23 protein-coding genes are annotated in these 26,561 nt (G+C 49.8%); 5 read left to right on the top strand and 18 right to left on the bottom strand.

Annotation, left to right across the window (positions count from 1 at the left end; genetic code table 11):
* Positions 1-20 precede the first annotated feature (20 nt).
* The 17 genes from ACFSUF_RS06800 to ACFSUF_RS06720 form a co-directional block, all read right to left on the bottom strand.
* Positions 21-2,306: a PAS domain S-box protein gene (locus ACFSUF_RS06800; RefSeq protein WP_377601396.1), complete on the bottom strand. Its 2,286-nt coding sequence runs from the start codon at positions 2,304-2,306 to the stop codon at positions 21-23.
* 106 nt (positions 2,307-2,412) lie between these two features.
* On the bottom strand, positions 2,413-3,273 hold the full coding sequence (gene ku, locus ACFSUF_RS06795; RefSeq protein WP_377601395.1) for a non-homologous end joining protein Ku: 861 nt from the start codon (positions 3,271-3,273) through the stop codon (positions 2,413-2,415).
* Positions 3,274-3,457: 184 nt separating this feature from the next.
* Positions 3,458-4,075 (bottom strand): YdcF family protein, encoded by a 618-nt coding sequence (locus tag ACFSUF_RS06790; RefSeq protein WP_377601394.1) that lies wholly within the window; start codon positions 4,073-4,075, stop codon positions 3,458-3,460.
* Complete coding sequence (locus ACFSUF_RS06785; RefSeq protein ID WP_377601392.1) at positions 4,068-4,760, bottom strand: alpha/beta hydrolase; 693 nt, start codon at positions 4,758-4,760, stop codon at positions 4,068-4,070. The genes ACFSUF_RS06790 and ACFSUF_RS06785 overlap by 8 nt, the downstream gene beginning before the upstream one ends.
* A gap of 5 nt (positions 4,761-4,765) precedes the next feature.
* Positions 4,766-5,320 carry a DUF402 domain-containing protein gene (locus tag ACFSUF_RS06780; RefSeq protein ID WP_377601390.1) on the bottom strand — a complete coding sequence of 185 codons (555 nt, stop codon included), beginning with the start codon at positions 5,318-5,320 and terminating at the stop codon, positions 4,766-4,768.
* A gap of 99 nt (positions 5,321-5,419) precedes the next feature.
* Positions 5,420-6,055, bottom strand: a complete 636-nt coding sequence (locus ACFSUF_RS06775) for a peptidylprolyl isomerase (protein WP_377601388.1) — start codon at positions 6,053-6,055, stop codon at positions 5,420-5,422.
* Between the two features lie 147 nt (positions 6,056-6,202).
* Positions 6,203-8,845 carry a PBP1A family penicillin-binding protein gene (locus ACFSUF_RS06770; protein ID WP_377601386.1) on the bottom strand — a complete coding sequence of 881 codons (2,643 nt, stop codon included), beginning with the start codon at positions 8,843-8,845 and terminating at the stop codon, positions 6,203-6,205.
* A gap of 130 nt (positions 8,846-8,975) precedes the next feature.
* Positions 8,976-9,218 (bottom strand): RNA chaperone Hfq, encoded by a 243-nt coding sequence (gene hfq / locus ACFSUF_RS06765; protein WP_377601385.1) that lies wholly within the window; start codon positions 9,216-9,218, stop codon positions 8,976-8,978.
* Positions 9,219-9,244: 26 nt separating this feature from the next.
* Positions 9,245-10,216 (bottom strand): tRNA (adenosine(37)-N6)-dimethylallyltransferase MiaA, encoded by a 972-nt coding sequence (gene miaA / locus ACFSUF_RS06760; protein ID WP_377601383.1) that lies wholly within the window; start codon positions 10,214-10,216, stop codon positions 9,245-9,247.
* Positions 10,191-10,985: a class I SAM-dependent methyltransferase gene (locus ACFSUF_RS06755; protein WP_377601381.1), complete on the bottom strand. Its 795-nt coding sequence runs from the start codon at positions 10,983-10,985 to the stop codon at positions 10,191-10,193. The genes miaA and ACFSUF_RS06755 overlap by 26 nt, the downstream gene beginning before the upstream one ends.
* Positions 10,986-11,073: 88 nt before the next feature.
* A complete protein-coding gene (gene mutL / locus ACFSUF_RS06750) occupies positions 11,074-13,092 on the bottom strand; it encodes a DNA mismatch repair endonuclease MutL (protein ID WP_377601379.1) in 2,019 nt (672 codons plus the stop codon).
* Between the two features lie 2 nt (positions 13,093-13,094).
* Positions 13,095-14,582 carry a S41 family peptidase gene (locus ACFSUF_RS06745; RefSeq protein ID WP_377601377.1) on the bottom strand — a complete coding sequence of 496 codons (1,488 nt, stop codon included), beginning with the start codon at positions 14,580-14,582 and terminating at the stop codon, positions 13,095-13,097.
* A 28-nt stretch (positions 14,583-14,610) separates the two neighbouring features.
* Complete coding sequence (gene mutS, locus ACFSUF_RS06740; RefSeq protein WP_377601376.1) at positions 14,611-17,364, bottom strand: DNA mismatch repair protein MutS; 2,754 nt, start codon at positions 17,362-17,364, stop codon at positions 14,611-14,613.
* Between the two features lie 70 nt (positions 17,365-17,434).
* On the bottom strand, positions 17,435-18,595 hold the full coding sequence (locus tag ACFSUF_RS06735; RefSeq protein WP_377601374.1) for a putative amidoligase domain-containing protein: 1,161 nt from the start codon (positions 18,593-18,595) through the stop codon (positions 17,435-17,437).
* 220 nt (positions 18,596-18,815) lie between these two features.
* Entirely contained in the window at positions 18,816-19,382 is a 567-nt protein-coding gene (locus tag ACFSUF_RS06730) for an outer spore coat protein CotE (protein ID WP_377601372.1), read from the bottom strand.
* Positions 19,383-19,506: 124 nt separating this feature from the next.
* Positions 19,507-20,463, bottom strand: a complete 957-nt coding sequence (locus tag ACFSUF_RS06725) for an aromatic acid exporter family protein (protein ID WP_377601370.1) — start codon at positions 20,461-20,463, stop codon at positions 19,507-19,509.
* A 33-nt stretch (positions 20,464-20,496) separates the two neighbouring features.
* Positions 20,497-22,014 carry a carboxypeptidase M32 gene (locus tag ACFSUF_RS06720; RefSeq protein WP_377601368.1) on the bottom strand — a complete coding sequence of 506 codons (1,518 nt, stop codon included), beginning with the start codon at positions 22,012-22,014 and terminating at the stop codon, positions 20,497-20,499.
* 125 nt (positions 22,015-22,139) lie between these two features.
* Between ACFSUF_RS06720 and ACFSUF_RS06715 the strand changes: the two genes are divergently transcribed.
* On the top strand, positions 22,140-22,466 hold the full coding sequence (locus ACFSUF_RS06715; RefSeq protein WP_377601367.1) for an iron-sulfur cluster biosynthesis family protein: 327 nt from the start codon (positions 22,140-22,142) through the stop codon (positions 22,464-22,466).
* 35 nt (positions 22,467-22,501) lie between these two features.
* Entirely contained in the window at positions 22,502-23,080 is a 579-nt protein-coding gene (locus tag ACFSUF_RS06710; RefSeq protein WP_377601365.1) for a beta-class carbonic anhydrase, read from the top strand.
* Here ACFSUF_RS06710 and ACFSUF_RS06705 read toward each other — a convergent pair.
* Positions 23,077-23,604: a DUF309 domain-containing protein gene (locus ACFSUF_RS06705; RefSeq protein WP_377601363.1), complete on the bottom strand. Its 528-nt coding sequence runs from the start codon at positions 23,602-23,604 to the stop codon at positions 23,077-23,079. The genes ACFSUF_RS06710 and ACFSUF_RS06705 overlap by 4 nt on opposite strands.
* Before the next feature lie 180 nt (positions 23,605-23,784).
* Between ACFSUF_RS06705 and ACFSUF_RS06700 the strand changes: the two genes are divergently transcribed.
* The 3 genes from ACFSUF_RS06700 to ACFSUF_RS06690 all read left to right on the top strand — a co-directional run bounded on the left by ACFSUF_RS06700 (position 23,785) and on the right by ACFSUF_RS06690 (position 26,531).
* Entirely contained in the window at positions 23,785-24,231 is a 447-nt protein-coding gene (locus ACFSUF_RS06700; protein ID WP_377601362.1) for a hypothetical protein, read from the top strand.
* A gap of 2 nt (positions 24,232-24,233) precedes the next feature.
* A complete protein-coding gene (locus tag ACFSUF_RS06695) occupies positions 24,234-24,509 on the top strand; it encodes a YxcD family protein (protein WP_377601360.1) in 276 nt (91 codons plus the stop codon).
* A 114-nt stretch (positions 24,510-24,623) separates the two neighbouring features.
* Positions 24,624-26,531 (top strand): glycosyl hydrolase family 18 protein, encoded by a 1,908-nt coding sequence (locus tag ACFSUF_RS06690; protein WP_377601358.1) that lies wholly within the window; start codon positions 24,624-24,626, stop codon positions 26,529-26,531.
* Positions 26,532-26,561: the final 30 nt, after the last annotated feature.

Here is a 26,561-nt window from a genome sequence, read left to right as displayed (position 1 = left end):
AATAGACAAAACAGCTATAGTCAAAAAAACCTGCCGGACGATCCTGAAAAATGGCGCTGGATCACCTGATCAAGCCATTCAAGTTTCAACGGTTTGCTGATGTAATCGTCCATTCCGCATTCCAGGTATTTTTCCTTGTCGCCAAGCAGAGCATTGGCCGTAACAGCGATCATTACAGGAACCCGGCCATGCGGTATGCGTTCCCGAATATGCCTTGCCGCTTCGATCCCGTCCATAATCGGCATTTGGATATCCATGAGCACAAGATCGTATACCTTACTCGTTACCGCATCCACTGCCTCTTGTCCGTTCTCCGCCATGTCGATGTGATGACCGTATTTTTTGAGCATCATATATAGCACTTTCCGGTTCATTTCATGATCTTCGGCGATCAAAATCCGCAACCCCTTTACGACACCTTCCTGCCCGGGCAGGCTCCATATATGATCAACCTTTGGAGCGGCAGGCTCATCAGGTAACATCAAGGGTAGTTTGACACGAAACGTAGTGCCGCTTCCTTTTATGGAGCTGACTCTGACGGTTCCACCCATCAGTTCCACCAAACGCGCGGTAATGGCCAAGCCCAGTCCGGTTCCGCCGTATTTACGGCTCATAGATGCATCAAGTTGAGTGAACGGCTTGAAGATTCCATCTAAATGGTCAGGTTCTATGCCGATTCCGGTATCTTCAATGGTAACGAGCAGACCTTCCGGAACTTCAGGAGAATCGTTACGTGAAACCGCTATCGTCACATTGCCCTTTTCCGTAAATTTCAAGGCATTGCCGAGAAGGTTAATAAAGATTTGACGGATTCTGGTTTCATCACCCAAAACAACCCGGGGCAGCCGGCTGTCATAGGACCAGCTTAACTCAATCATTTTCCCATCCGCTTCTTTTCGGAACAGCTCTATGGAAGCACGGACCGCGTCTTCCAGTGAATACGGTTCTTTGGCCAGCGGGAAAACGCCAGAATCCATTGCAGAAAAGTCCAAAATCCCGTTCATCATAGACAAAAGGACATTACCGCTCTGGCGGATCGTAAGTACGGAATCGCGTTGAGATTGGGTCAAAGGAGTTTCTGACAGAAGATCGGCATGTCCGAGAATCCCGTTAAGCGGCGTGCGAACTTCATGACTGATCATCGTCAGAAATTCATTTCGGGCTTTAGCAGCGGACTCTGCGGCTTCTTTGGCTACTATTAATTTGTTTCGTTCCGTAACATCTTGAAGGGTACCGAATAACTGCAGCGGAACCCCGTGAGCATCCCTTTCCAATGTGCCGAGAATATGTAAATACTTGAAAGAACCGTCTTCTCTTTTCCTGCGGACTTGAACCTGCAGTTCGTGACCGGATAGGGCACGTTCCACAGCTTCCTGGAGAAGGCCATGATCCTCCTCATAATAGAGCTGAAAGGTCGGGATGAAACTCCCTTCGAAGGACGCGGGGTCGACCTCCAGCAGCCGGTACATCTGGTCGGACCACTCCACCTTATCATTGACGATATCCCACTTCCAGCTGCCTAAAGATGCGACCTGCTGTGCCTGCTTCAACAGCTGATGCTGCCTTACTGCCTGGTCCACGTTCCGAGTTACGCCAATAATATATTCCATTTCCCCCAACCCGTTGCGCACGACCGTATAGTTTACCTCGACCCAGATATAATGGCCGTCTTTGTGCTTCAGGCGGAACGTAACGACATCCGCATCTTCGTTATTCCGCCCTTGAAGCTGCCGTAAGTCCTCAGGATGTTGGAGATCTTTATTATTTTTGCCAATAAACTCTTCGGGTTCATAACCGAGCATCGATTTCACGGATGGCGAAACATATCTGCATACCCCGTCAGGAGTCAAATAGGAAACAACATCCTGCACATGATCGGTAATCAGCTTATGCAGCAGCTGAATTTGGCCCTGTTCCCGCTCATTCCGCTTTCGGTCCGTGATATCAACGAGATGCGAAATATAATATAAGGGCTTGCCTTGTTCGTCTCTGGCAACATAATCATGAAGTGAAGCCCAAACGATACGGCGGTCCTTCGTTACATATCTTTGTTCAGTTGCATATGCTGACATTTGCCCTTCCCCAAGCAGGCTGACCGAGCGTAAGCGTTCTTCCCTGTCATCCGGGGAGGTAACACTTATAAAATCAAGCCCGAACAGCTCCTCCTTGCTGTAACCAAGCATCTTAAATAAAGCCGGATTGCCATGCATCAGTTTTCCGTCTAAATCCAGAAGTGCAATCCCGATCGGAGCATAGTTGTACATTTCGTCAAAAAATTTCACAAATTCGGTTGACTTGTAGCTCACATAGTAACCTCCCGGGAAATGTCTGACTGCCTGCTTTCCATCCTTACAAGTATAGTACAAGCCCCGGCAAAATCCTATGCTCTTCTCGGGCTGCCTGGACTTTCGATCAGGCACCCGTCTGTTTAGAGCGCTTCTTCGATGTATGGGACCGGCCGGATTTCGGTTTTGGGCCTGCAGATTGGGCCGGCTTCTCTGCCTCAGGCTTAACCTGGGCGAGGCTTGCTTTCAGGGCATCCATCAGATCAATCACATTTCTTTGTTTTTCTTCCGGCGCCTGCTTGACTTCCCTTCCTTCGATTTTGTCCTCGATCGCATCCATCAGCCGCTCTTTATATTCATCTTCGTACTGTTCGGGACGGAATTTGCCGGTGAGCTGTTCAATGAGCATTTTGGCCATGTCCAGCTCCCTTTCATCCGCATCTGTCTTCTTGGGTAAGTTAGGAACCTCGCTCAGGGGACGGATTTCTTCCGCATAAAACATTGTGGCCATAGCCAAAGCACCGTCGATCACCCGGATCGCAGCCAAACTGCTTTTGGAACGGATCGTTACATTCGCAATGCCGATTTTATTCGTTTCTTCCAAGGCCTTCGCCAATAACGTGTACGCATGAGCACCGGATTCGGCAGGTGCCAAGTAATACGTCTTTTGAAAATAAATCGGGTCAATCTCCTCCAGCTTCACGAAGCTTACAATTCGAATCTCTTTCGTGTCTTCGGATGCGATATGCTCCAATTCTTCTTTCTCGAATGTTACATAATGTCCAGGCTCATATTCATAACCGCGCACAATATCTTTCCATTCCACTTCCTTCTCGCATTTTGGGCAGGTGCGGACATAGTTAATCGGCACGGACAGTTTTTTATGCAAAAGTTTCATGGGAACGTCATTATTGTGCGTGGAGGTAAACATTTTGACAGGTACATTGACCAGACCGAAATTAATAGCGCCTTTCCAGACCGTATGCATGCAAATCTCCTCCCTTTGTCTACATTCTATCTGTATATAAACGAAAAGGAGGCAGGGCTAACCGGTTTTCCTGTGGCTCCCTGTGTTTGTCAAGGTGAACCGGCAGCTATCGCCTTTAGTAGGGACGGTTCGTTTCATTCCGGGAGTTGAACAAAAAACCCCTCTTACAAATAGGGGCTTATTGTCAGGCAAGCGGCAGCAGTGACCATTTCTGTGCGATCCATTTCGTGAGAGCAAGCGTTTCTCTGCCTTTATGCCATGGCATAAACAGAACTTTAGATCCGGTCGTTGAAATCCAGGCTTTTTCATAGTTCAAATAATGGGCGATATCCTCAGATCTCGCTCCATGGTAAGCGTGCGTGATGATAATGGAACTATGCCAGCCGTGATCTTGCATCAACTTCTTGCTGAATAATAAATTTTGATAAGTGCTTCTTGCTTCATTCTCTTCTACAACCACGTTGGCTGGGATACCTTGTTTCACCAGATAGTCCTTCATCCCTTGGGCTTCGGTAAACTTCGATTCGGGGGTATCGAGACCCCCGCTCACAATAATACGGTTAAACAACCCTTGGCGGTAAAGAGCAATGCTGTGATCCAGCCGCTCGCGAAGGGCCGGACTCGGTACATCTCCCCACAATGAAGCACCCAAAACGATTCCGACGTCCACTTTAACAGGCAGTGTCTGATTAGAGGCGGAATGGATCCGCCATTGAATCCAACAGGTCCATAAAACAGCCAGTCCAAGGCATATCAGGAGGAGGTAAAGCAAAGTCTTTCTTATGTTGATCCTGCTACTCATCCGGATTCCTCCCTTGTGTATCGGGCAAGGGCTTCTCTAGGAAATCCGCTACACGCTCGAATACCTGCTCTTTTTCCGAGTCCAGGCAAATCAAATGTTTCGACCTTGGAAAATGGTAGGATTCACAATATCCACGAAGCTTCGAGGAGATGTATCTAGCACTTGCAGGGTGAACAATCTCATCCCGGTCTCCCTGGAGCACCAGAGTCGGTATGCGGATATGCCTGAGCTCCGGTTTAAGTTCTTTGACTAACCTAGTGAACTGCCACACCGCCTCTAATGGCGTTCGTTTCACGTGACGCAGCTCCCTTGCTTGACCTGATCGTATGAGATCCGCTATCGATTGAATAAATCTCCCCGGGCTTAAATAAATGACCGCCGCGCTGAGTAGGACGAGCCTCCGAACGGGATATCTGCGGGCCAGATAAGCTGCAAGAAGACCGCCCATCGAAAATCCTACCAAATCAAAAGAACCATGGAGGCTCGTCAATTTATCCGCTTCCTTCTCCACATGGCGAAGCCATTCCTGCCATGCAACTCCGCGAAGCGCCTCACCGCTTCCGCCATGTCCGGGAAGCAGAGTCAGATAGCATTCATACCCCAGCTGCTCCAGATGAAGCGCAAGCGGGCGGACCTCGAAAGGACCGCCCGTAAATCCATGAATGAGTAAACAAGCTTTAGCCATCGGTGTTAGGACCTCCTGCGGATGGAGCCTGAGAACAGGCGCTGCAAATGTTCTACAGCCAGCTCTTTATAGATAAATTTGCCGGTGTGTATGGATTCCAAAAGCCGCTGCGCTTCTTCTTTAGCCGTATCAAAGTCCTGTTTTGTAATTTCCCCGTGATCGTATGCTTCTTCCAACTCATCCTCATCTACCAGCAGAACTTCGCCGCCAGGCAGGATAATCACGTCTAGAAACAAATCATCGAACCAGGGAACGCCTTGATCCGTCAATCCCTGCTCTTTGCAAATATCGATGTACCACTGCACAACCTGCAGCTGTGCATTGAACATGGTGGTCACTACATATTTCTCATTCTCCGGAAAGTGCTGCAGCCATACGAACCCTTCATCTGCAAGACAAAGCCGGGACTGCATATACTCTTTCCAAAGGGGTTCCCGTAGCTGATGGATTTGGTAAAAGGTCACATACCCTTTGAAGCGGTCCTCGTTCAATCGGACAGAAGCATAGGTTTTGTTGACAATTCTCCGCCAGTTGGCTCGATCAGAAAATTTTCTCTTCATGAAAAATTTCCTTTCCGCTTAAAATCCCGCGGCATCCTGCATAGATAGTTTCCGGCAGAAAGCGCAGGCCTTAGCTGTAACATACCCTATACTCAAATTTTATTGTTCAGTTATCGTTATAGAATCAATCGTCACTTTTTCTGTAGGCTTGCTAGGCGTAGACTCCTCGCCAATTTCAACAGGGGTGGCTGCAATAGCCTGGACAATGTCCATGCCGCTGACGACTTTACCGAAAATCGTATAGTCCGGCATCGAATTCAACTGAAGGCTTTGTTCGCCTGTGCAGATAAAAAACTGGCTGCCGCCCGAATCCGGGGCCGCCGTCTTCGCCATGGCAACAATGCCAGGTTCGTACGTGTGGCCGTTGTTCAGTTCATCTTTAATGGTATAACCGGGTCCGCCTCTTCCCGTACCGGTGGGATCCCCTGTCTGGATCATATAAGTTTGAATGATTCGATGAAAAGTAATGCCGTCATAATACTTCTGCTTGGCCAGAAAAACAAAATTATTCACCGTGCCCGGCGCATCCTTGGCAAATAGTTCAATCGTGAAAATCCCTTTAGAGGTATGGAATTCCGCTTTATACTGCTTGTCCGTTGAAATGGCCATAGCAGGCGGTTCATTCCATTGTTTGGAACCGGGGTCAGCAGGTTTGGCCGTTTTGTCAGCTCCGCATCCGGTAATCAACGCTGCTGCTAAAAGCAAGGCGGATGCTGATTTCATAATTTGGTTCATAGGTTACACTCCCGTTACAAGTCGGTAATTTACAAGATTATAGCATACCCGGTTGCCGTATACAAAATTTTCCCTTATGAATGCAGGAAAAAGCGTACCCGGATTGCATGGGTACGCTTTTTTAGTGTTATGGGTACAATGAAACTTTTAGTTGGTGACAGGAGGAGTGACTACCACTGCAGTGTCCTTCCCTTTTCCTTTTCCGTTTCCGCCGGCATTACCGTCAGCTCCTGGAGTTTTCGTTCCGTTCACGGGAGTGCCCGGATCTACGTTAGTCTGATCAGGCGTCCCGCCTGTATTCCCCGGTGTACCGCCCGTGCCGTTATCCGGTGACCCGGTACCGTTCCCGGAATTGCCTCCGGTGCCGTTATCCGGAACCTGGCCGTTGCCGCCATCGGGAGGTACCGTTCCATCATCAGTTCCCCCGTCACCTCCATTATTGCCGGTGCCCGTATTGTCATTTCCGTTGCCTGCCCCGCCGTTTCCGCCTTCGATAGGAATGTCAGGACCTTCACCCGGATCTACCACAGGGGGTTCTACGGGCTGTTCCACGACACCTGCAGCCACAATAGTTACATGATTTGATTGTTTGCTTGATGTGTTATTTTGAGGATTGTACACAATGACAAAGTACTCGTAGCTTCCTCCTTGCGCTATGGACCGGTCCACCATTCCCGCATCCTGTACGGTAGCAATTTGAGTGAACTCCGCTTCTGCAGATTCCTTGCGGAACACCTGATATTCGTTATTCCCTTCTTTAGGGGACCATGTCAATGTTACGCTGTTATCTTCCGGTGTATAGGCTGCTGCAAGATCTTTCACGGAACTGGATGGCTGAGTATAGTCCACCACGCCTTCCGGTCTTACAAAATCTTTCACCGGACGCCCGGATAGAGCTTTTTCCATCACTTTTCCGAACATGCGTGCAGTCGTGCTGCTGCTTACACGCAGATAATTTTTCTTGCTGGTTCGATCAAAACCCATATAGACAGCTGCTGTATATTCATTAGTGTAACCGGCGAACCAGATATCCTGGTTGCCGCTGGATGTTCCTTTATAGCCCGCTGTGCCCGTTTTACCCGCAACCGGGCGGTCGATTCGGGCTTTTTTTCCGGAACCGTTTTGAACGACATTTTCAAGCAGCTGCGTAATGGAATACGCAGTTTGTTTACTCATAACCTGCTTCTGCTCCGGTTTGCCGGCGCTGTAAATTTCCCTGCCTGAAGAATCTTCAATTCTTTCGATCGCATGCGCTTTGTTCAAGCGGCCTTGGTTGGCAAAGGCCGAGTAAGCTTGCGCCATATCGAGAGTAGAAACCCCTTTGGTTAACCCTCCTAAAGCGATCGCTAGGTTCTTGTCATCGTTCCCTAAAGGAAGACCCAGGTTTTTCGCAAAGTTATAACCGGTTTTCACTCCGATTTGATCCAGCAGCCATACCGATGGAATATTCGTTGAATGTTCCACGGCATCCATCATGGAAATACTGTTGCTGTACCCGCCACCTAAGTTTCTTGGGCAGTAATCTCCAAAACATTGTTTCTCGTTATTTAAAGACGAGTATGGATTCCAATCCCCTGATTCCAAAGCAGGACCATATACAGCTACCGGTTTAAAGGACGACCCTGGCTGACGAGGGACCGTAGCCCGGTTTAAATCGCCTGTATTGACATCTCTGCCGCCCACCATAGCTACAATACCGCCGTTGGCGTTATTGACGATAGTCATCGCACCTTGCACCGGATATGGTTTTCCGTCTAACTCCCCGTCTTTCGGAAACAGATCGTCGTCAGCAAAGGCTGCCTCTGCAGCTTTTTGGGCCTGAACGTTTAAGTTTGTATGAATTTTGAGACCTTTCGTCATAATCTCCTCTTCGGAGAGCTTAGTAACTTTAGCCGCTTCTTTCGTCACATAATCTAAATAAGTCGTATATACGTCGTTATTGGAAGGATCCGGAATAGGCTTGTAAACATAAGCTTCCGCTTCCGCCTTCTCTTCAGCGGTAATGTACCCTTGGCTGTACATTAACGATAATACGACTTTTCTGCGCTCCAATGATTTTTCAGGATTGTTAATCGGATTATAAGTGTTCGGAGCTTTAGGAATTGCCGCCAAGATTGCCATTTCCGCAATTTTAAGATCATTCAAATCACCTTTGCCGAAATAACGTTTGGCTGCAGATTTAACCCCGTAGGCGCTCTTCCCGAAATAGATTCTGTTCAAATATTTCTCAAGAATCTCATCTTTGGACAGATTATTCTCCAGCGCCAAGGCGATGGATACTTCCGTGGCTTTTCTGAAAATGGTTTTGTCGGAATTCAGGAATAAGTTTTTGGCCAGCTGTTGCGTAATGGTTGAACCGCCCTCCACCGCACTCCGGTTAACAACATCCTTTACAACAGCGCGGCCCAGGGACCATAAGTCAACCCCTTGGTGCTGCTCAAAGCGCCGGTCTTCAGTTGCAATGAATGCATCTTGCAGCTTTTCGGGTATATCTTTGAGACTCACCAGTTCCCTGTCAATTCGATCCGCAACCAGCTTCTTAACCGCCGCCCCTTGCGAGTCATAGACGATCGAAGACTCCGACAACGTAAGCTTATCAATGTTTTCTTTAAATATTTTCTCTCCTGAAAGAATGATGAATAAATATCCCGCGAGCGCACAGAACACTCCCAATGCAGCTGTGATGAAGAACCAGATCAGGATCGTCTTGCCCTTCTTCCGTTTCTTCTTTCCTCTGGATGCTGCCGGATTGCTGTTCGGACGCTTGTTTGTATCTTTTTGCTCTGTCATCCTCACCGACTCCCTCTTTATCTCTATTTGCTCTGAATGTTCAGGCTAATAAAAGAACAACCCTAACATACCGGGTTGTTCAGTATCTTATCCTATTTAGTTAACGTAATTCCATACGCAAAGGTTTCAATCAGGACGGGTCGTTCGAGTGGTCTTGCATCAACGAGACATTGCGTTGTGGCGTGAATGTAGAGATCGCATGCTTATAAACCATCTGCTGCCGGCCGTCGCTGTCTATAATAATCGTGAAGTTATCGAATGCGCGGATCAGGCCGCGGATTTGGAATCCATTCGTCAAATATACGGTTACAGGTATCGCATCTTTGCGCAGCTGGTTCAGGAATGTGTCTTGAATGTTAATGGATTTGTTCATCAAATGGGACCCCCGATAACGATAGATTAGGTAAGCTGTGTGTCATCGATCTTCAACGTTTCTGTTATTATACCACTTATTCGTTCCATGTGCTTATGAAAATTGTCCAAGTCGGTCACGTCCACCCATTGGATATCGTTCATATGCCGGAACCAGGAGAGTTGCCGTTTTGCAAATCTTCTTGTATTGCGTTTCAGAAGATAAACGGCTCTTTCCAGCGTATATTCCCCGTCCAGGAAACCTAGGATCTCTTTGTAGCCTATCGCTTTCAACGAAATGGCGCTTCTCGGGCAACCCTCCGCGAGAAGATGGCGCACCTCATCTACAAGCCCTTGCTCCATCATGAGATCTATACGTTCTTCTATACGTTTATATAGCAAATCTCTTTCCATTGTCAACCCGACGATACATAATTCGTAGGGGGATACTTTTTTTTGACCTTCGAGCTGCTCCGAAACCGGAATTCCCGTCGTATGCAGTATTTCCAGCGCCCTGACTACCCTGCGGAGGTCATTCGGGTGCAGCCTCTCGGCGGTCGGCGGGTCGGCTTTTTTCAAAATATCATGAAGGGCTTCGGCACCGTTCCGCGCGGCAAAGGAATACTGTTCCTCTCGAAACGCCTCGTCCGATCCCGATTCGCTGAATTCATAGGAGTAACACAGGGACTCGATATATAACCCTGTTCCTCCGACCACAAAAGGGAGTTTCCCCCGTGAAGAGATATCCCGGATCGCAGAAGAAGCCGACTCCTGAAATTCGGCAGCCGAGAAAGGGTAGTCCGGTTCATGAATGTTGATCATGTAATGGGGAATGCCCTGCATCTCCTCAGGTGTGATCTTGGCTGTGCCGATATTCATTCGTTTATATACCTGCATGGAGTCGCCGGATATAATCTCACACCCGAAGCGCTTGGCTATTTCAATGCTTAGCTTGGTTTTCCCGGAAGCTGTCGGCCCGAGCAGAACCAGCAGTTTAGGTTTGGTTTGCGGCTGAGTCAAGTGTGATCACTCCATATGCTATTTTTGAAGATGTACGGTGCACTGTCGTGAAACCAAGCCGCGCAAACTCGGTACTGTCCCTATGTTCCTTCAATACTACCGTATGCCGGGCGACCCGCATGGCTTGCGATATCGCCTCGATTGTCAAAGGATCATCATTCGCCGTGCCGCGCAAAGGCGACATGCTGCTGGATTCCCCAATCGGATCACGGAACATCGGATCAAAGTACACCGTATCCGCACTGCGGTCCGGCTGGGCAAGCAAGTACTCCAAATGGGGAGTTCTGCACACTTCAACTCTTCTCATCGCTTCGTTCAGTTCAGGAAGATCTGAAACGTAACCGTGCAGGCCCTCGCTAATGAGCGTTCCGATCACCAGCTGGCTTTCCAGGGCGACTACACGGCCTTCTGCACCTGCCGCATGGGAGAACACAATCGAATCCGAGGCAAGTCCGGCCGTACAATCAATCACCGAATCTCCAGGGCGGATACCGGCAAGACGGACGACCGTATCGGACTCGCCTTTCAGCATTCTTTTCACGCGAATGATCGCCGTACTAGGATGAAAGAACAGCACGGCGTCGTTCATAGTAACGTATTTCAATTCCTTCTCTGAAACAATCCATACCGGCTGCTGGCCGTATCTCGAACGCAGCCTGGCAATGGAAAACTGACGGCGCGGCACAAAGCCTGCAGCTAGACGCTCAGCCAGTCCGCGGGCTTTGGTTTCCGTATCGGGAGAAGGGTCATAAACAGTTGTAACGATCATGAAGTCTCCTGTTCTTACCGGGATGATCTATTAATTATAATACACTGCACTTCGTTTCGCGAATCAGCCCGCCGAAGAGCGATCCTGATTACATAACACGCTTAAACATTTTCTCAAGCTCATAGGTGGAAAAACTTACGATAATCGGGCGTCCGTGCGGGCAAGTATATGGGTTTGTACACTTTCCCAACCGTTCCAGAAGCTTCTCGATTTCGGGATTCGTCAGGCTTTGATTGGCCTTAATCGAGGCTTTGCAGGAACATAAAATAGCGGACTTCTCCCGGATTTTGGCTATATCCAATCCCTTTCGTTCCGTTAGGATCCAATCGGCCATTTCCTCGATGACAGACTGCTCATCTCCTTGCGGAAACCAATACGGATAAGAACGAACAACGAACGTATTCCCCCCGAAATGTTCCACGATGACCCCGGCCTGCTCAAACAGATGAAGCTTCTCCTTGAGCATTTGGGCATCACTCGGGGTAAAGTCTAGCGTAATTGGCAGCAGAAGTTCCTGGCTGGCCGGCTGCGGATTGCCGAAACGCTCGTAATAATATTCATAATTAATGCGCTCATGCGCGGCATGCTGGTCGATCAGGTACAGCCCCTTGTCGTTCTGGGCGACAATATAAGTGCCGTGCATCTGACCGATCGGATGAAGCTCCGGGAACACCGGAAGCTTCTGAGGCGATCCTGCTGGCGGCTGCATGGCAGGCAGCAGCTCTTTAACCACAGCCGGGTTCACTTCCGGCTGTTCGTCAGGGTTGGCGGACCGCGCGTCAGGCCTTGGTCCGCTTACGGTACGCTGTCCGCCGTTAAAACCTGCGGACGGGTTGGGTGCTGTACCGAATGCTTTCGGAGCAGCGGGTGCATAGCGGACTTCCTCCCAGCTCGGCAGGCTCTTGGCGAGATCGGAGAAGCTGCCGGAAGTTTGCCGCTGAAGCGGCAGCGATGATGATCCGCTTTCTGTCCGGGCAGGTACCTCTCTGCCGCGGCTTGAAACAGATTCCGCAGCGGCGGCTGATGCAGTTTCTGTACGATACAGTTCCAGCTGCTCCTGCACTACGGCCTGTGCTGCCGACTTTACCTTGGGTGCCGGACCGGCGCCTGGAATCAATACTTTGCCTTTTAACGTTCGGGCCAGCGTTTGCTCCAAAAATTCGGACAGTTCCGCATCCTTACTGAACCGTACTTCCAGCTTGGCAGGATGAACGTTGACATCCACTAGTGTCGGATGCATTTGTAAATCGAGTACAGCCAAAGGGTACCGGTTTATCGGCAGCAGCGTATGATACGCACGTAGCATAGCGTTCACGATGCCGTAATTTTTAATGTAGCGACCATTTACAAGCGTAGTGATACCGTTGCGGTTGGACCGTGTCAGCTCCGGGGAGGAAATATACCCCTTCAGTTGATAATCCAACGATTCGGCTTCTACGGGCAGCATGGCTTTAGCAGCTGCCTTGCCGTAAATGGCGGCAATGACCTGCAGTACATCTCCGTTCCCCAGCGTCTGGATCAAAAGGCTGCCGTTATGCTTCAATGAGAACGAAATACCGGGATGAGCAAGCGCCAGCCGATACATGAAGTCGGAAATATGCCCTAGTTCCGTCTGGATCGTCTTCATGTATTTTAACCGTGCCGGCGTGTTGAAGAACAGCTCCCTGACTGTAAATTCGGTTCCCTTAGAGGCGGCTGCATCCTCGGATATCAGCCTTTTTCCGCCTTCGATAACGATCCTCCGGCCCAAGCCGCTGCTGGCTGCGGATGAGATCAGCTCGACTTTGGATACGGCGGCGATACTGGGAAGAGCCTCGCCCCGAAAGCCGAGGGTACGAATTTGAAACAAATCTTTGCCCGAAGCTATTTTGCTGGTAGCGTGGCGCTCAAAGGCGGTTTCGCAGTCTTCTTTACCGATACCGGAGCCGTTGTCGGAAACGCGGATAAAGGCAAGGCCGCCCTCTTCGATCGTTACGTCAATCACAGTGGAACCGGCATCAACCGAGTTTTCAACCAATTCCTTTACAACCGAAGATGGCCTCTCCACTACTTCGCCGGCGGCAATCTGGTTTGCAATATGTTCATCCAGTACTTGAATCAGACCCATGATTAGTTCCCCTTTGTAATCAGAAGCCGGACCCCTTTAGAATTTTGAGACCAGCTAAGCTGCCTGAATACAGCTTTAAAAGCGTTCAGTTCTATATAACTGATGCCGTTGTCCATGGCGATCGACTTGCTGCCCTGTTTCCCCTGAAAATAGTTGGAGCCGTTACTGACCGACAGCGAGTTCTTCTTGGCATTCCACTCGGTTTTCCCGTTAACAAGAGCGGCTAATACTTTTGCCGGCACAAATACTTTACCACCTTTATGTATCACGTCAAATGTCCCTAAAAATTCAGCTCCGTTTAGAGTAACCGTGTCGTTTCCGATCGTGAGGTCCAAATTCAAACCACCGGCTATTTGTAGGGCTTTAATTAACTGCGGCACGCTGCCTTCTACTGTCACATCCGGACGGATGCCTACATGGTGGACTTTTCGCTGATCCGGAGTGAAATACTCTTCGAAAGTTACCTTGAGGTACCCCCCGTTATCCAGCTTCCATATATTCTGAACTACCCCTTTGCCGAAGGTACGGGTTCCGACCGCTTTCGCGATTCCGTAATCCTGCAGGGCACCCGCCAGTATTTCCGAAGCGCTTGCCGTTAGTTCGTTCACAAGAAGAGTCACTTTAAAGTCGGCTTTCGTGCCTCCCGTAATCAGAATCGGATCGTCCTTGCCTTTCACATCCCTGGAATGCATGAGCACCCCTTCTTTTATGAAATGTTTTGCAATTTGCGCGGCGGTGTCCACATATCCTCCCGTATTGTCCCTCAAATCCAAAATTAGGGAGTCCAACCCTTTCTCCTGTAAAGCTTTCAATTTCATTGAGAAAGCCGTCTCTGCATCTTCAGAAAAGGTAGTCAAAGCCAAATAACCGATTCCATTACCGAAATAGCGGCTTTCCACCACAGGCAGTTTGACCGTATCCCTTTTAATTTCAAGCAGGCGGGTGGATTTTGCTTCCTCCCCCTGAACTCTCAACTTTACGGAACTGCCTTTCAGGCCTTGGAGCGCATCTCTAACGTCATCTACCGACATAGTCCCCGTAGGCTTTCCATTGACCGAGAGGATCCTTTCGCCCCGGTGCATTCCTTTCCGTTCGGCTGGTGAATCCGGAATGACTTGTACGACGTACACGCCCCTGCTGTCTTCACCCAGCCGGATTCCGATACCGGCATATTCATTGCCTACCGCGTTCAGAAATTCATTATAATCTTCCTCGGAAAAATACTCAGTGTAAGGATCCTCAAGCGAGTCGATCATGCCTTCGATCGCCGCATCACTAAGCTCATTCTCCGTAGCCTTATTAATATGGTTCTTCTGTAAAATATCCAGCACTTCGTTCAACCTGTCCGTCCCCTGCCCCGCATACGCAGGCACAGCTGCTGTGGATGAAAACAAAGCCACACTCAGGGCTGTAAGTGTTACAGGCCTTGACACTCTAGCAAAGGCTGCTCTCCATCCGGATTGATGGTCGTTCTTGTTCTTTATCTTCATATGTTTCGTTCTCTCCCTGCCTGTGTCATTATGGCATATTTTGAAGTTTTACCTTCATATCGTTAATCAATTGGATGGCTTCCAACGGCGTCATGTTAAGAATATCCGCTTTCCGGATGCGCTCAAGAAGCTCTTTTTCCGTGGAATTAGCAGCTGTTCTTTCAGGTTTGGCCGACTTTTCCTGTGCGGTTGTATCTTCAAACAGCGACAATTGGATCACGGGTTCATCGGATTCAGTATCAGCATTGACGGAAAGTTCAGAACCAGAGGAAACATAATCTCCCGCCTTCTCTCTCACTATGCTGCTTAGCACCGGAGGCCGCGCTCTATCCGGATCCGCAGTAACACTTTCCGCCGCAGTCGCAGCTTCCATAGCTCCGTGCATGACGCTTTCTTTGGCCTCAAAATGCTGCAGCAAGGCGTACGACCGGTCAATGATCGAATCCGGCAAACCTGCCAGCCGGGCACAATATATGCCGTAGCTTGTACTTGCCGCGCCGGAAATCAGCTTGCGCAGGAACGTAACCTTCTCCCCGCTTTCCTGAACCGCCATGCAGGCATTGCTTAGGTAACGAAGGCTTTCCTCCAGATGCGCCAATTCGTGAAAATGTGTCGACACAAGCGTCTTACAGCCGATATGATGGTGCAGATGCTCTATCACGGCTTGGGCGATGGACATGCCTTCGCCCGTTGAAGTACCGCGGCCTAATTCGTCGATAATAACTAGACTGCGCTCGGTAGCTTTCTCCGTCATAACCTGGATGTCGCTCATTTCTACCATAAAAGTGCTCTGCCCGCTCAACAGGTCGTCCGCTGCGCCGATCCGTGTGAAAATCCGGTCAGTCAGCGGGATGCGCGCAGATGAAGCAGGCACGAAACAGCCGATCTGAGCCATGATGCAGATAAGAGCCACCTGACGCATATAGGTGCTCTTCCCGGCCATGTTCGGACCGGTAATCAGCAGCATGCGCGTCTGTTCGGATGTCAGCTCCGTCTCATTGGCCACGAACTTGCCGCCATCCATCATCGATTCGATGATCGGATGCCGCCCTCCTTGAATCTCGAGTTCATAGGACTCGATGATTTCTGGCCTTTTGTACTGGTTTGCCGCACTGACCGTTCCCAAGGACTGATAAACATCGACAGCCGCAATGGTCTCGGCAAGCCTTTGAAGCCGCGCTGTCTCCCCGGCGATACGCAAACGAAGCTTAAGGAAAAGATCGTATTCGATATCGACCATTTTCTCCTCTGCTTCCAGAATCAGCGCTTCTTTCTCTTTCAGTTCAGGCGTTATATAACGTTCCGCATTAGCCAGTGTCTGTTTCCGTTCATAGCGGCCTTCAGGCAGCGAGCCGGACTGGTTCCGGGACACTTCAATGTAGTATCCGAAAACTTTGTTGAATCCGATTTTCAAAGTCCGGATCCCGGTTAAAGCACGCTCCTTTTGCTCCAGTTCCGCGATCCAGCGCTTTCCGTTCACGCTGGCTTCTCTAAGCTGGTCCAAATAGGCATGATGCCCTTCTCTGATGAGGCCGCCTTCTTTTACTGAAACCGGTGGCTCGTCCGTAATGGCTTCATCAATCCACGCAAACACATCCTGGCAAGTATCGATGTCCTGTACGGTCCTTTGGAGCGTTATGGAGTCTGAATGTGCGCATAATTCCAACAGCGCCGGGACGCGGCCCAGCGAGGCTTTCAATGCCAGGAGATCCCGCCCGTTCGCATTGCCGAAGGATACACGGCCTACAAGCCTCTCTAAATCGTAGATTTCCTTAAGCTGCTCTCTCAGATCTTCACGTAATATATATTGGTTATAAAGTGCATTCACTGCTTCCAATCGTTGGTCGATACTCCGCTTCGACAAAAGGGGCTTGTCCACCCAGCGGCGCAGAAGGCGTCCGCCCATGGCAGTAACCGTCTTGTCCAACAGCCACAATAAGGAACCTTTCTTGGAACGTTCCCTGACCGTTTCCGTCAGCTCCAGATTTCTTCTTGTGAACGCATCGAGCATCATATACTGATCTGAATCATAAGGAAACAGCCGTGTGATATGAGTAACCGACCGTTTCTGCGTCTGCCGGATATAATCCAGCATCAGATCCACTGCCTTCCGACGGGCGGAATCCAGGCCGTCGTACCCGCTTTCCTGAAACTGCCCGGACGACAGGGCAGGTTCCCTTCCGGTCCAACCTGTATACAATACCGGTTTCGTTGCGAACAAGCCTTCCCGCTTTACAGACTCCAGCAGCTGTTCATCGCCAATGATTTCGGCAGGCTGGTACACATTCAACTCATCCGTCAGCAGCTTCATGGACAAATCCGTAGAAGTCGCATGCATCTCCCCTGTGGACAGGTCGCAGGCGGATACACCGTACCTTCCGTCTTCCTCCGTCAGGCACACAATGTAATTGTTCGTTGTTTCTCCCAGCTTCTTGCCTTCCATCACGGTGCCGGGCGTTATGTAACGGACGATTTCCCTGCGGACAACCCCTTTGGCTTCCGCGGGATTCTCGACCTGTTCGCAAATCGCGACTTTATAACCCTTCTCAATCAGGCGGGAAATATAGTTCTCTGCAGAATGATAAGGAACGCCGCACATAGGGATTCTTCCCTCGGCTCCTCCTTCGCGGCCGGTTAAGGTGATTTCCAGTTCTCTGGAAGCATTTACGGCGTCTTCAAAAAATAATTCATAGAAATCCCCCAGCCTAAAAAACAAAAAAGCGTCGCTGGCCTCCGCTTTGATCGATAAATATTGCTGCATCATAGGTGTATATTGTGCCATATCTTACGTCCCCCGAACCTCTTATTCCACACTATTATATCACGAATCTAGCACGAATACCGCCGTCCTTTCAATCAAAAGGGGGGATTTTCCAGCTGCGGCGAAAATCCTGCTTCTCGTTCCATCCGTTCATCTGAAGGAGCTGTTTCCAGTAGGTTTCGAGCTCTGATCCGTATGCCTCGTACCCCGGATGTTTTGCGAGGACAGCATACAGTTGTGTAACTGCAGGCAGCAGCGTTTCTTTATCCCCGGCATAGTAGGCATTAATCACATTGAGGTTTTCCAATACGGAACAGTCCAGCTCCCGGTAATGCCTTGCCAGAAAAGCAGCCATAGAGAGCACACCTAAAGCAAGTCCCGGTGAGACAAGCCAGCTCGGCGGCGTCCGGTACTCGAACCCGCCGTGGGGCTGCCGCCGGACATCCCCCAGTTTGCCGTACCGTATCCGGCGCCTCCCCGTGCTGGCGTCCTCTGCAAGGACGAGCGGCAGAGCCAGATACGCGTCCAGCGCGCGTACCAGCGCACCGCAGAGCGGCACGCCGCTCAAATGCACGTGCCCCCCGAGCGCATACCCCTGGACAGGCATTCCGCCTGCCAGCCATTCCAGCTCGGGGTCCCGGATCGCGCGTGCCGCTGCGCGCATCGCGCTCCGCAAACGGCGCACCAGCGCCCTTGGCTCCGCCGCGGGCTCGGGGCGCAGTTCGGCGAGGAGGTACCTCACCTCGCCGTTCACTACAACTGCGTCGCTGCCGGCTTTCCCCCGGCGGCTCAAAAACCGCGAGGCATCTGCGATCTCTCCGCTCCCGCGATGCCGCAGCACAAACTCGGGATCCGCGCCGATCAGAATCGCCGTCTCCCTCGCATGAGTCCCCGCTTCCGGCAAAACCCCGTCCGCGGCCAATTCCACCCCCATCACGACGATTCTGCCTGCATCGTCGATCTTCAGCCTGGCTCTCCCGCCGTCCGCGCCAAGCACATACAGGGCTCGCACCGCTTCCCGGCACAGCCGCTTATGCAGCGTGGAAGACAGGTTGATAGCCCGCTCCTGTTCGCGGACACCGAAAGGTCCGCTAACCAATTCAAGTAAGGCCGCCGCCTCCATCTGATCCACCTGGACGAGATAACTTTTGGCGATTCCGTTCCTTGCCTGGCCCGGCACTTCCCAGGCCGTTACAAACCCGTGGGCCGCCAACAGCTCGACACCGTTCAAACCCATCACCAACGCCGCCATACGAATTCCCCCTCATCAAGCATAGTGCATACAACCCGCGACATGTATCGTCCCGCCCAAATACAAAAAAGAGGGCGGATGCCCTCTGCGGTGATTGGATTAGTGCATATACTGAGGATAGAAGAGCAAGTTCCAAGAGTTCCGGTCCATAGCTGGAACTTCTTAAGCCAAGTGACCTTGTAGGTCCGGCCTGCATAGGCAGCGAAACTTGCTCCCTGTATTACAGTTCGTCGTCGAGAAGATCCGGATCCAGATCTTCAAAGTCGCTGTCATCGCCGCTGTCAAAGTCAATGTCCTTGTCGTCCTCATCATCGCAGCCATGCGGGCATACTACTACACAAACCTTGGTTTCCGCAATCATCTCTACAGCGAATTCGCGTTCCACCCGAACCAGGACGCTTGTTCCGCTGGACGACACGGTTGCTTCCACACAATTGGGTTCCTGCGTTGCCTCCGCAGAAACCTCGGCGGTAGAAGATTTGGCATTCGGATCCTGATACGACAGCGGCACGAGCTCCACATAAGAGACCGTCTCTTTCGCTACATCGGTCTGGGAGTTCTTGTCGTAAGAGTACCAGATGTTGATATCGTAAGTACCAATCACTTCAATACCGCTGCTGGATTTAACAGCTTCGTATTGATGATTGATCAGCCATGCCCCCAGGATGCTGGTAGGATGGTGAGGCGGGGTTACGGTATGGGTGACCTGGGCAAACTTGCGACCTTTGCCGCACACCGCTTTGGTGATGATTTGTCTGCATTCTAAATCTTTATCCTTTAATGACATCCTTTCAAACCTCCTCCATACAATCATTCATTTAAAGTGTATGCAGGACATTCGTCTAGGGTGACAAAAAGTTTCCGGATTTACAAATAAATCGAACAAACTGTGGCTCGTGCCATTTTCATGCCTATCGGTATACGGTTTTCTTCGGTTGTTTCTGTTTGGCGATCGACAAATAATATCTCAGCTCTAAACATAACTGCAGCAGTGCCGACCGAACCTCGAACTCCTCCCGGTTTACAGGCAAAGCCATCGCTTTAAACTGCCTCTCCAGGCCGGACAAGCTGGCTTCCACATTCCCGGTGTAGGACTCTGCCCTTACATCTATGCTCAGTTCTTCAAACAGTTCCGCCGTCAGCTCACTATGCGGAAGGACCCGGTACACTTGAGCAACCAGCCCTAGCATTCTGTCAATGCACTCCAGCTGCTGTCTCCGCATCAGAAAGTACATCACCGGGGAATGGTCCGACTTCAGCAGCCGGTTCTCTTCGATCCTTTTTGCAACCGACAATCCCTGCTCTACGGCCCCAGCAGCGTCCAGCACTTCCTGCCCGCCCCAAATATAGTCCGTATCCCTTAACGATCTGGCAACATGAAGGAAAATAGCGGAGAACAAGTCCTCCGTCTCGTCCCGGATCGCATTCAGCTTCATATCTTCCTTCGGCATATACGACAGGTTGAAGATCGTAGCCGTGCCCAGCCCGACCAGCAGCAGAAGCACTTCATTCCAGACAACCGGACCGGATACCTCCCCGGCTGTAAACACATGGAACACCATGACCGAACAGGTTACGATACCGTCTTTCAGGTTGGTCCTTCCCAGAATAGGAAAAACAACAAGGATATATAAGGATAAAGCGTAAATGTGAAAGCCCAGCAGTTGAAAAATAAGTGAAGCCAAGAGAAGCCCGAAAACGGAGGCCGCAAAACGAATCAGCGACATCTGCAGCCCCTTCTTCCGCGTTACCTCGACACCGAGAATGGCCAGCAGCCCTGCCGAGAGAGGAGTCTGAAGACCGATCCATTGGGCTAAGTAGATCGCAATCAATGCGGCGGCGGCAGTTTTGATGACTCTGATGCCCATTCCCCTTCCTCCAATTGTTTTGCTTAGTCCGGACTATAGCTTGTAAATATCCGCATATTTGGCTGTCAGATATTCTACAAGATAGGACGGGTTTAATTCCTCGCCTGTGACATCTCTAATAATCTCAGACGGTGTCTTCGATTTTCCGTATTGATATACTCTCTCCGTAAACCATTCCTTCACCGGCAGCAGGTTCCCTTCCCTCACCAGCTCATCAAAGTCAGGTTTTTCTTTCTTCAGCGTGTTCATCATTTGGGCTGCATACATATTGCCGAGTGCGTAAGAAGGGAAATATCCGAACGCGCCGCCGGCCCAGTGAACGTCCTGAAGCACGCCTTCCGCGTCGGTGGACGGTTCGATTCCTAGATACTCCCTGTATTTCGCATTCCACAACGCCGGAAGATCGGATACGGCAACTCCTTCATTAAAGATCGCTTTTTCCATTTCATAGCGGATCATAATATGCAGGTTGTAAGTCAGTTCATCGGCAAAAATGCGGATCAGTGTAGGTTCCGACACATTGATCGCACGGTAGAAATCTTCCGCCTCCACGCCATGGAACTGTTCCGGATATAACCGTTTTAGTTCTCCGAAATAGCGCTGCCAAAACGGTTTGCTCCGCCCCACCATATTTTCCCAAAAACGGGATTGGGATTCATGTATGCCCATCGAAGTACCTTCGCTTAACGGCGTCCCGATCAAGTCTTTGGAAATGTTCTGTTCATACAGAGCATGACCGCACTCGTGGATGGTGCCAAACAGGGCGATCGTCGGATCGTTCTCATAATAATGGGTCGTAATTCTCACATCGCCCGGATTGAGCCCGGTTGCGAACGGGTGCACACTTTCATCCAACCGTCCAGCTTCGAAATCATAGCCAAGCTGGCCCAGAATGTAATGGCTGAACTCCTTCTGCCGATCTTTCTCAAAACTATGTTTCAGCATGGACGTATCCGGCTGATGGTCTGAATTTTTGACTGCAGCGGCCAAAGGCACTATGCTGCTCCTCAATTCACCGAATACCTGATCCAGCTTCGCCACCGTCATACCGGGTTCGTAAATATCAAGCAGCGTATCGTAAGGCGTTTCCTTCTGTCCCCAAAGCTGAATGAATTGTTTATTGAAATCGATAATTTTCTCCAAGTACGGCTGAAACATCGCATAGTCCGAATTATGCTTGGCATCTTCCCACAGCGTCTCTGCATGAGTAGTCAGTACAACATATTCCTGATACAGTTCTGCCGGTATTTTTTTGCTGCGGTCGTATTCTTTCTTTGTTTCCGCCAGGATTTTGCGGTCGAGCTCCTTGAGCTGCTCATATGCGCCGGGTTCGGACAAGGCATCGATCAGCTTGCCCAGCTCCTCGGATGTCTGCAGTTTGAACATGTCCGACGACAATTCCCCTATGACTTCAGACCGTGTTTCGGCTCCTTTACGGGGAGCGCCGGTTCTCAGATCCCAGTACATGACTCCTAAAGCTTCATTATAACGTTTGATTTTGCGGGTGATGCCTAGAAACTGTTCCAAGGTTGTATGTACATTGCTGCTCATGGATTCATCCCTGCCTCTCAATAAATTATCGGTAAGGTCACGTATTGATCATACTTTTTACACGAAGTATAATCAACTTATGCTCAGGTTCAATCGAAAGCCCTATAAAAGGAGAGAAAATCAACATGCACATTACCTATACAGATGCGGCAGCCGGACAGATCAAGAGCCTGATGAACATTGACACCGATGAATTGAAGCTGGTCTTCGATAACGAAGGCTGCGGCTGTACCTTAAGCGGGGTGCCTACCCTGTGGATCGTAGACTCCAGCGAAACAGACGATCTAAAGGCGGAGGGCGAACCCTTCACGACCAAGTACCGCAAGAGAGACGAAGTATTTTTTGAAGACAAAATGAAAATCGATTATAACCCGCAGCGGATGGCATTTTCGCTTTCCAGCAGCGGACAAATTTATAATGCAATGATGTCACTGGTAGACAAAAGACAGTAATGAATAATGATAAGGTAGAAAGGATCGGTGTACTAATGCCAAATTTGGATCTGATTTTGCAGCATAATGAGGCTTTTGTGGAGAAAAAGGAATATGAGACGTTTCTCACGGACAAGTTTCCTGACAAGAAAATCGTCATCCTCACTTGCATGGATACGCGGTTGGTGGAACTTCTTCCGAAAGCGATGAATTTAAGAAACGGGGACGCCAAATTCATCAAAACAGCCGGAGCGATTATCACCCATCCATTCGGCAGCATTATGAGAAGCATCCTGGTTGCAATTCATGCGCTTCAAGCTTCGGAAGTGTTTGTTGTCGGGCATCACGAGTGCGGAATGGTAGGGTTGAACTCTCAACAAATCGTTGAAAATATTAAGCAGTCCGGTGTGAAGCAAGAAACGCTTGATACGCTGTCCCACAGCGGCATCGATGTGCCGAAATGGTTGAAAGGCTTTAACTCTGTCAGGGAAGGGGTCGAGCAAAGCGTCGATATTGTGCGCAAACATCCGCTAATGCCTCCGGGTTCCCTTGTTCACGGATTAATTATTGACCCCCGCACAGGCAAACTTGAGCTTGTCGATGACGGCCATACTTATAACAGCATGCAAGGTTAAAGAGAGCGTTCCGCTCTCTTTTTCATTTCCGCCGCTCTTGCGGCAATGACCTGGGTTCGGTCCCTCATGATATGTTTGTGTACCAGTTCCGGCACATTCATGCGGCTGGGCGCATTCCAGTCTTCCCCTGCCCGCTCCCTGCATGTTTTCAGCAGCTGCAAGTCCATGAAAGGCAGCTCTAGATCTCTATAGACGGCGTCCTCGGCTCGATTCTCGTAAGATTGCAGCCGTTGTTTCATCAATTTTGAGAGCCGGTCCGGATTCAGCCCAAGCACGGAAACATCTCCCTGCTCTATCAGCTTGTTGAAGGAACTTGATAGCATTTTGACAGCGCCCTTGCAGTTCCCTCTTCTTTCATGATACATAGCCACTGCGAGCTGAATAAGTCCTACCCACAGCTCACTCCTCGCATCTTCCGGATGCTCCTTCCAAAATTCCTCAAGCACCTCATGGCATTCAAAATAATCCCGGTCCGTATGAAAATGAATTAAATACCGCACATAAGCCTCCGGATACTGTACCAAAGTTCTCACTTCCTCTATTCAGATCCCGCCAGAGACGGGTAAAATTAATCAATCCATGAAGGCAACTGCGATTTCTATCTTTTCAGGGTTAAAAATGAAACCGATGCCGACACTATACGTATGTATGGTTATGCAGGAACAACAAGACTATAATATCTGCCAGAAGGAGAAGATTCAATAGTGAAGAAAGTAATGCTGTTGCTAATGGCTTTTACCTTGATGTTTACTTGGGTAAGCGCCGATTACGCCGATGCCAAACCAAGATTTAAATCCCCTCGTTCCAGCTACACCCCTGCGCCTAAGAAGGACTCTACTTACCGGAGCGATACGGGTACCAAGAAACCGAACAGCGGGGTGAATACTACCGCACCGAAACGTGGATTTTTCAGCGGCGGGAGCCTGATGAAAGGTTTGATGATCGGCGGTCTTGCAGGACTGTTGTTCGGCGGCTTGTTTGCGGGTATGGGCTTCCTTGGCAACATTGTCGGTCTGCTGATTAACATTTTTGCTATTTATCTGCTGTTTATCGCCATTCGCGGCATCATCCGGATGGTTACCGGCCGAAAGCGTTATAATCCTAACGATCCGTATAACCGGGACCGCGACGACCGTAACCGGAGATATTAATCATGCGGGTTACAATGGATGAAATTATAAATGCGGTCTGTCTTCATATGGCTGACCGCAAGCAGGTCAAACCGACGGACGTCGAAGTGGAACTAAGCTACGACGACGAGCTGGGGTATTCGGCTGAAGTATTCGTACAAGGCCGCAGCCAGTATCTGGTTGAAGCCAACTTGTTGGAAGCCATCGAACAATATATGTTTAAAGAATACAACCGCCGGGTATTCCGGAGCGACATCCGGCTGGGCTTGGATGATGAAATTTACGCTTATATCGGATAGCGCGGAACCTCCCTTTCAAGGGAGGTTTTTTTGTGGGAATTTATCCCACTTCCGCAACCTATTCTCTCTTTTGTCGTCTAATATAATAGACTTCTTAGAGAGAGGCGTGATAGATTGAAAACTTGGAAGAAGATCGGTTCCTCTTTGCTTGCGCTTACCGTGCTGTTACAGACCGGCGGGATCGTGGAAGCGAAAGATGGAACAACAAAGTACAGAGTATACCAGAAGCAGACCATGTTGAAAGAATTTGCTTCGAGCAGCCAGGCTCGCGCCTATGCTTCCGGTTTCCGCTACAGCCATGTGGAAGAAATCGCTACAAGGAATTGGGTTTGGCACAATTTCCCTAAGTTCAAAGTATATCATCAAGGGATTTCGAAACCGGAGTGGGAATACATAACTTTGGATTCCGCCATGGCGGAAGCTAAGAAGAGTTCTGACAGCAGCATCAGGGATTTGGAAACGGCCGGCTGGGTATGGAACAATTACGCTAAATACCGGTTATTCCAGGGTGACCGCACTATACCGGCCTGGGGTTATCCGGATTTGGCTTCTGCCAAGCGGGAAGCGGCTAAATATGCGAATATGCACGTCATTGATGAATCTACCGGGGCATGGATTTGGGATAATATCACGCCTGCCTTAGAAAAGAAACTGCGGATGTACGGGACCGTCTACCAAGTCAGAATAGCTGACGGGAGCACGGAAATGAAGAGTTACGCACTGCTGGAAGATGCCGTAAAAGCTGCCTGGCAGCTGGGTTCTGCAGAAGTAGTTCATGCGTTGAAAGGAACTGTCGTCTATTCCAGCATGCCAGCCTACACCGTCTATCAAAATGAAAAGGAACTGAAATCATACCGTAACGTATTCCAGGCTATATCATATGCCAAATCCTTTGCCCGTGCCTCCATTCGGTTCAATGGCAATACGGTTTGGACCAATACTCCTTACTATCGCGTGAAGCAGAACGACAAAGTCATTCGAGAAGTTCAGTCTCTAAAAGGCGGTCTTGCCCTGGCCAAAGGGTATACGAACACTTCTGTAGAAACGGCGGACGGCATCACCGCATGGGATAACTTCCGCAAGCTTGTATACCTCGGCTGGAACGGTTCCGGCGATGCAAGCCGCATTGAAGAACAGGTAACCGGTACACAGGGATTGGATATAGATTCGCCCACCTGGTTTGTGTTGAAGGACGGGAACGGGAATGTAGAGGACACCTCCTCCAAAGAAACTGTAGAACGGTTAAAGGAACAAGGAATTGAGGTGCATCCCCTCGTACAAAATCAGTTTAACGCTGCTTTAACTTCGCAGCTTTTGTCTAACCCTGCAGCCCAGATGAATTTTATCCGTACCGTTGTGGATCGTACTGCTTCTATAGGAGCTCCGGGTATAAACCTGGATTTCGAAGGCATGAGTGCAAAAGACAGGGACAAATTCACGGCATTTGTACGTATGTTTACAGATTATGCCCACAAATCCCAAATCACTGTGTCGATTGATCTGCCCCGCGGCAGCCTCCTTTGGAACGATAAGACCGCAATTGATCATGCCAAGCTGGCCGAAATCGTAGATACGATTATCATTATGGCTTACGACCAGCATTATAAGGGCAGCGAGAAAGCTGGATCCGTTGCGGGTTTATCCTGGGTAGAAGAAGGAATTAAGGAGTTTCTCTCCTACGGCATGGAACGCAAACAATTGATGCTTGGCATCCCTTTCTACGTTCGTCAATGGCAAATCGATGCTTCCGGACAGCTGGTTTCCAACAAAGCGCTGTTGATGTCCGAGATTCCTGCGCTTTTGGAGCAGAAACAAGCTGTGAAAACATGGGATCCCGAATTCGGCCAGTATAAAGTGGAGTATGCAGAGAACGGATTTCGTTATGTATTTTGGCTTGAGAATGAAGCTACTGTAAAAGCAAGAGTGCAGTTGGCCAAGAAGTATGATCTGGGCGGGGTAGCCGCTTGGAGGCTTGGTTACGAACCCGAGACGGTTTGGACTGAGATGCTTCGTCTAAAATGAGCATAGTGTAAAGCAAAAGCCGCCCGGCTG

Origin of the sequence: Paenibacillus gansuensis (assembly GCF_042684925.1) — a bacterium.
Taxonomy (GTDB): domain Bacteria; phylum Bacillota; class Bacilli; order Paenibacillales; family DY6; genus Paenibacillus_N; species Paenibacillus_N gansuensis.
Note: the sequence above shows the minus strand (reverse complement) of the source record. Positions and strands in the feature narration are given on the sequence as shown.

Excerpts from the sequence above, each read along its gene's own strand:
- ku (WP_377601395.1), bottom strand. The coding sequence starts at position 3,273 with ATGCATACGGTCTGGAAAGGCGCTATTAATTTCGGTCTGGTCAATGTA.
- ACFSUF_RS06790 (WP_377601394.1), bottom strand. The coding sequence starts at position 4,075 with ATGAGTAGCAGGATCAACATAAGAAAGACTTTGCTTTACCTCCTCCTG.
- ACFSUF_RS06785 (WP_377601392.1), bottom strand. The coding sequence starts at position 4,760 with ATGGCTAAAGCTTGTTTACTCATTCATGGATTTACGGGCGGTCCTTTC.
- ACFSUF_RS06780 (WP_377601390.1), bottom strand. The coding sequence starts at position 5,320 with ATGAAGAGAAAATTTTCTGATCGAGCCAACTGGCGGAGAATTGTCAAC.
- ACFSUF_RS06775 (WP_377601388.1), bottom strand. The coding sequence starts at position 6,055 with ATGAACCAAATTATGAAATCAGCATCCGCCTTGCTTTTAGCAGCAGCG.
- ACFSUF_RS06770 (WP_377601386.1), bottom strand. The coding sequence starts at position 8,845 with ATGACAGAGCAAAAAGATACAAACAAGCGTCCGAACAGCAATCCGGCA.
- hfq (WP_377601385.1), bottom strand. The coding sequence starts at position 9,218 with ATGAACAAATCCATTAACATTCAAGACACATTCCTGAACCAGCTGCGC.
- ACFSUF_RS06755 (WP_377601381.1), bottom strand. The coding sequence starts at position 10,985 with ATGATCGTTACAACTGTTTATGACCCTTCTCCCGATACGGAAACCAAA.
- mutL (WP_377601379.1), bottom strand. The coding sequence starts at position 13,092 with ATGGGTCTGATTCAAGTACTGGATGAACATATTGCAAACCAGATTGCC.
- ACFSUF_RS06745 (WP_377601377.1), bottom strand. The coding sequence starts at position 14,582 with ATGAAGATAAAGAACAAGAACGACCATCAATCCGGATGGAGAGCAGCC.
- mutS (WP_377601376.1), bottom strand. The coding sequence starts at position 17,364 with ATGGCACAATATACACCTATGATGCAGCAATATTTATCGATCAAAGCG.
- ACFSUF_RS06735 (WP_377601374.1), bottom strand. The coding sequence starts at position 18,595 with ATGGCGGCGTTGGTGATGGGTTTGAACGGTGTCGAGCTGTTGGCGGCC.
- ACFSUF_RS06730 (WP_377601372.1), bottom strand. The coding sequence starts at position 19,382 with ATGTCATTAAAGGATAAAGATTTAGAATGCAGACAAATCATCACCAAA.
- ACFSUF_RS06725 (WP_377601370.1), bottom strand. The coding sequence starts at position 20,463 with ATGGGCATCAGAGTCATCAAAACTGCCGCCGCCGCATTGATTGCGATC.
- ACFSUF_RS06720 (WP_377601368.1), bottom strand. The coding sequence starts at position 22,014 with ATGAGCAGCAATGTACATACAACCTTGGAACAGTTTCTAGGCATCACC.
- ACFSUF_RS06715 (WP_377601367.1), top strand. The coding sequence starts at position 22,140 with ATGCACATTACCTATACAGATGCGGCAGCCGGACAGATCAAGAGCCTG.
- ACFSUF_RS06710 (WP_377601365.1), top strand. The coding sequence starts at position 22,502 with ATGCCAAATTTGGATCTGATTTTGCAGCATAATGAGGCTTTTGTGGAG.
- ACFSUF_RS06695 (WP_377601360.1), top strand. The coding sequence starts at position 24,234 with ATGCGGGTTACAATGGATGAAATTATAAATGCGGTCTGTCTTCATATG.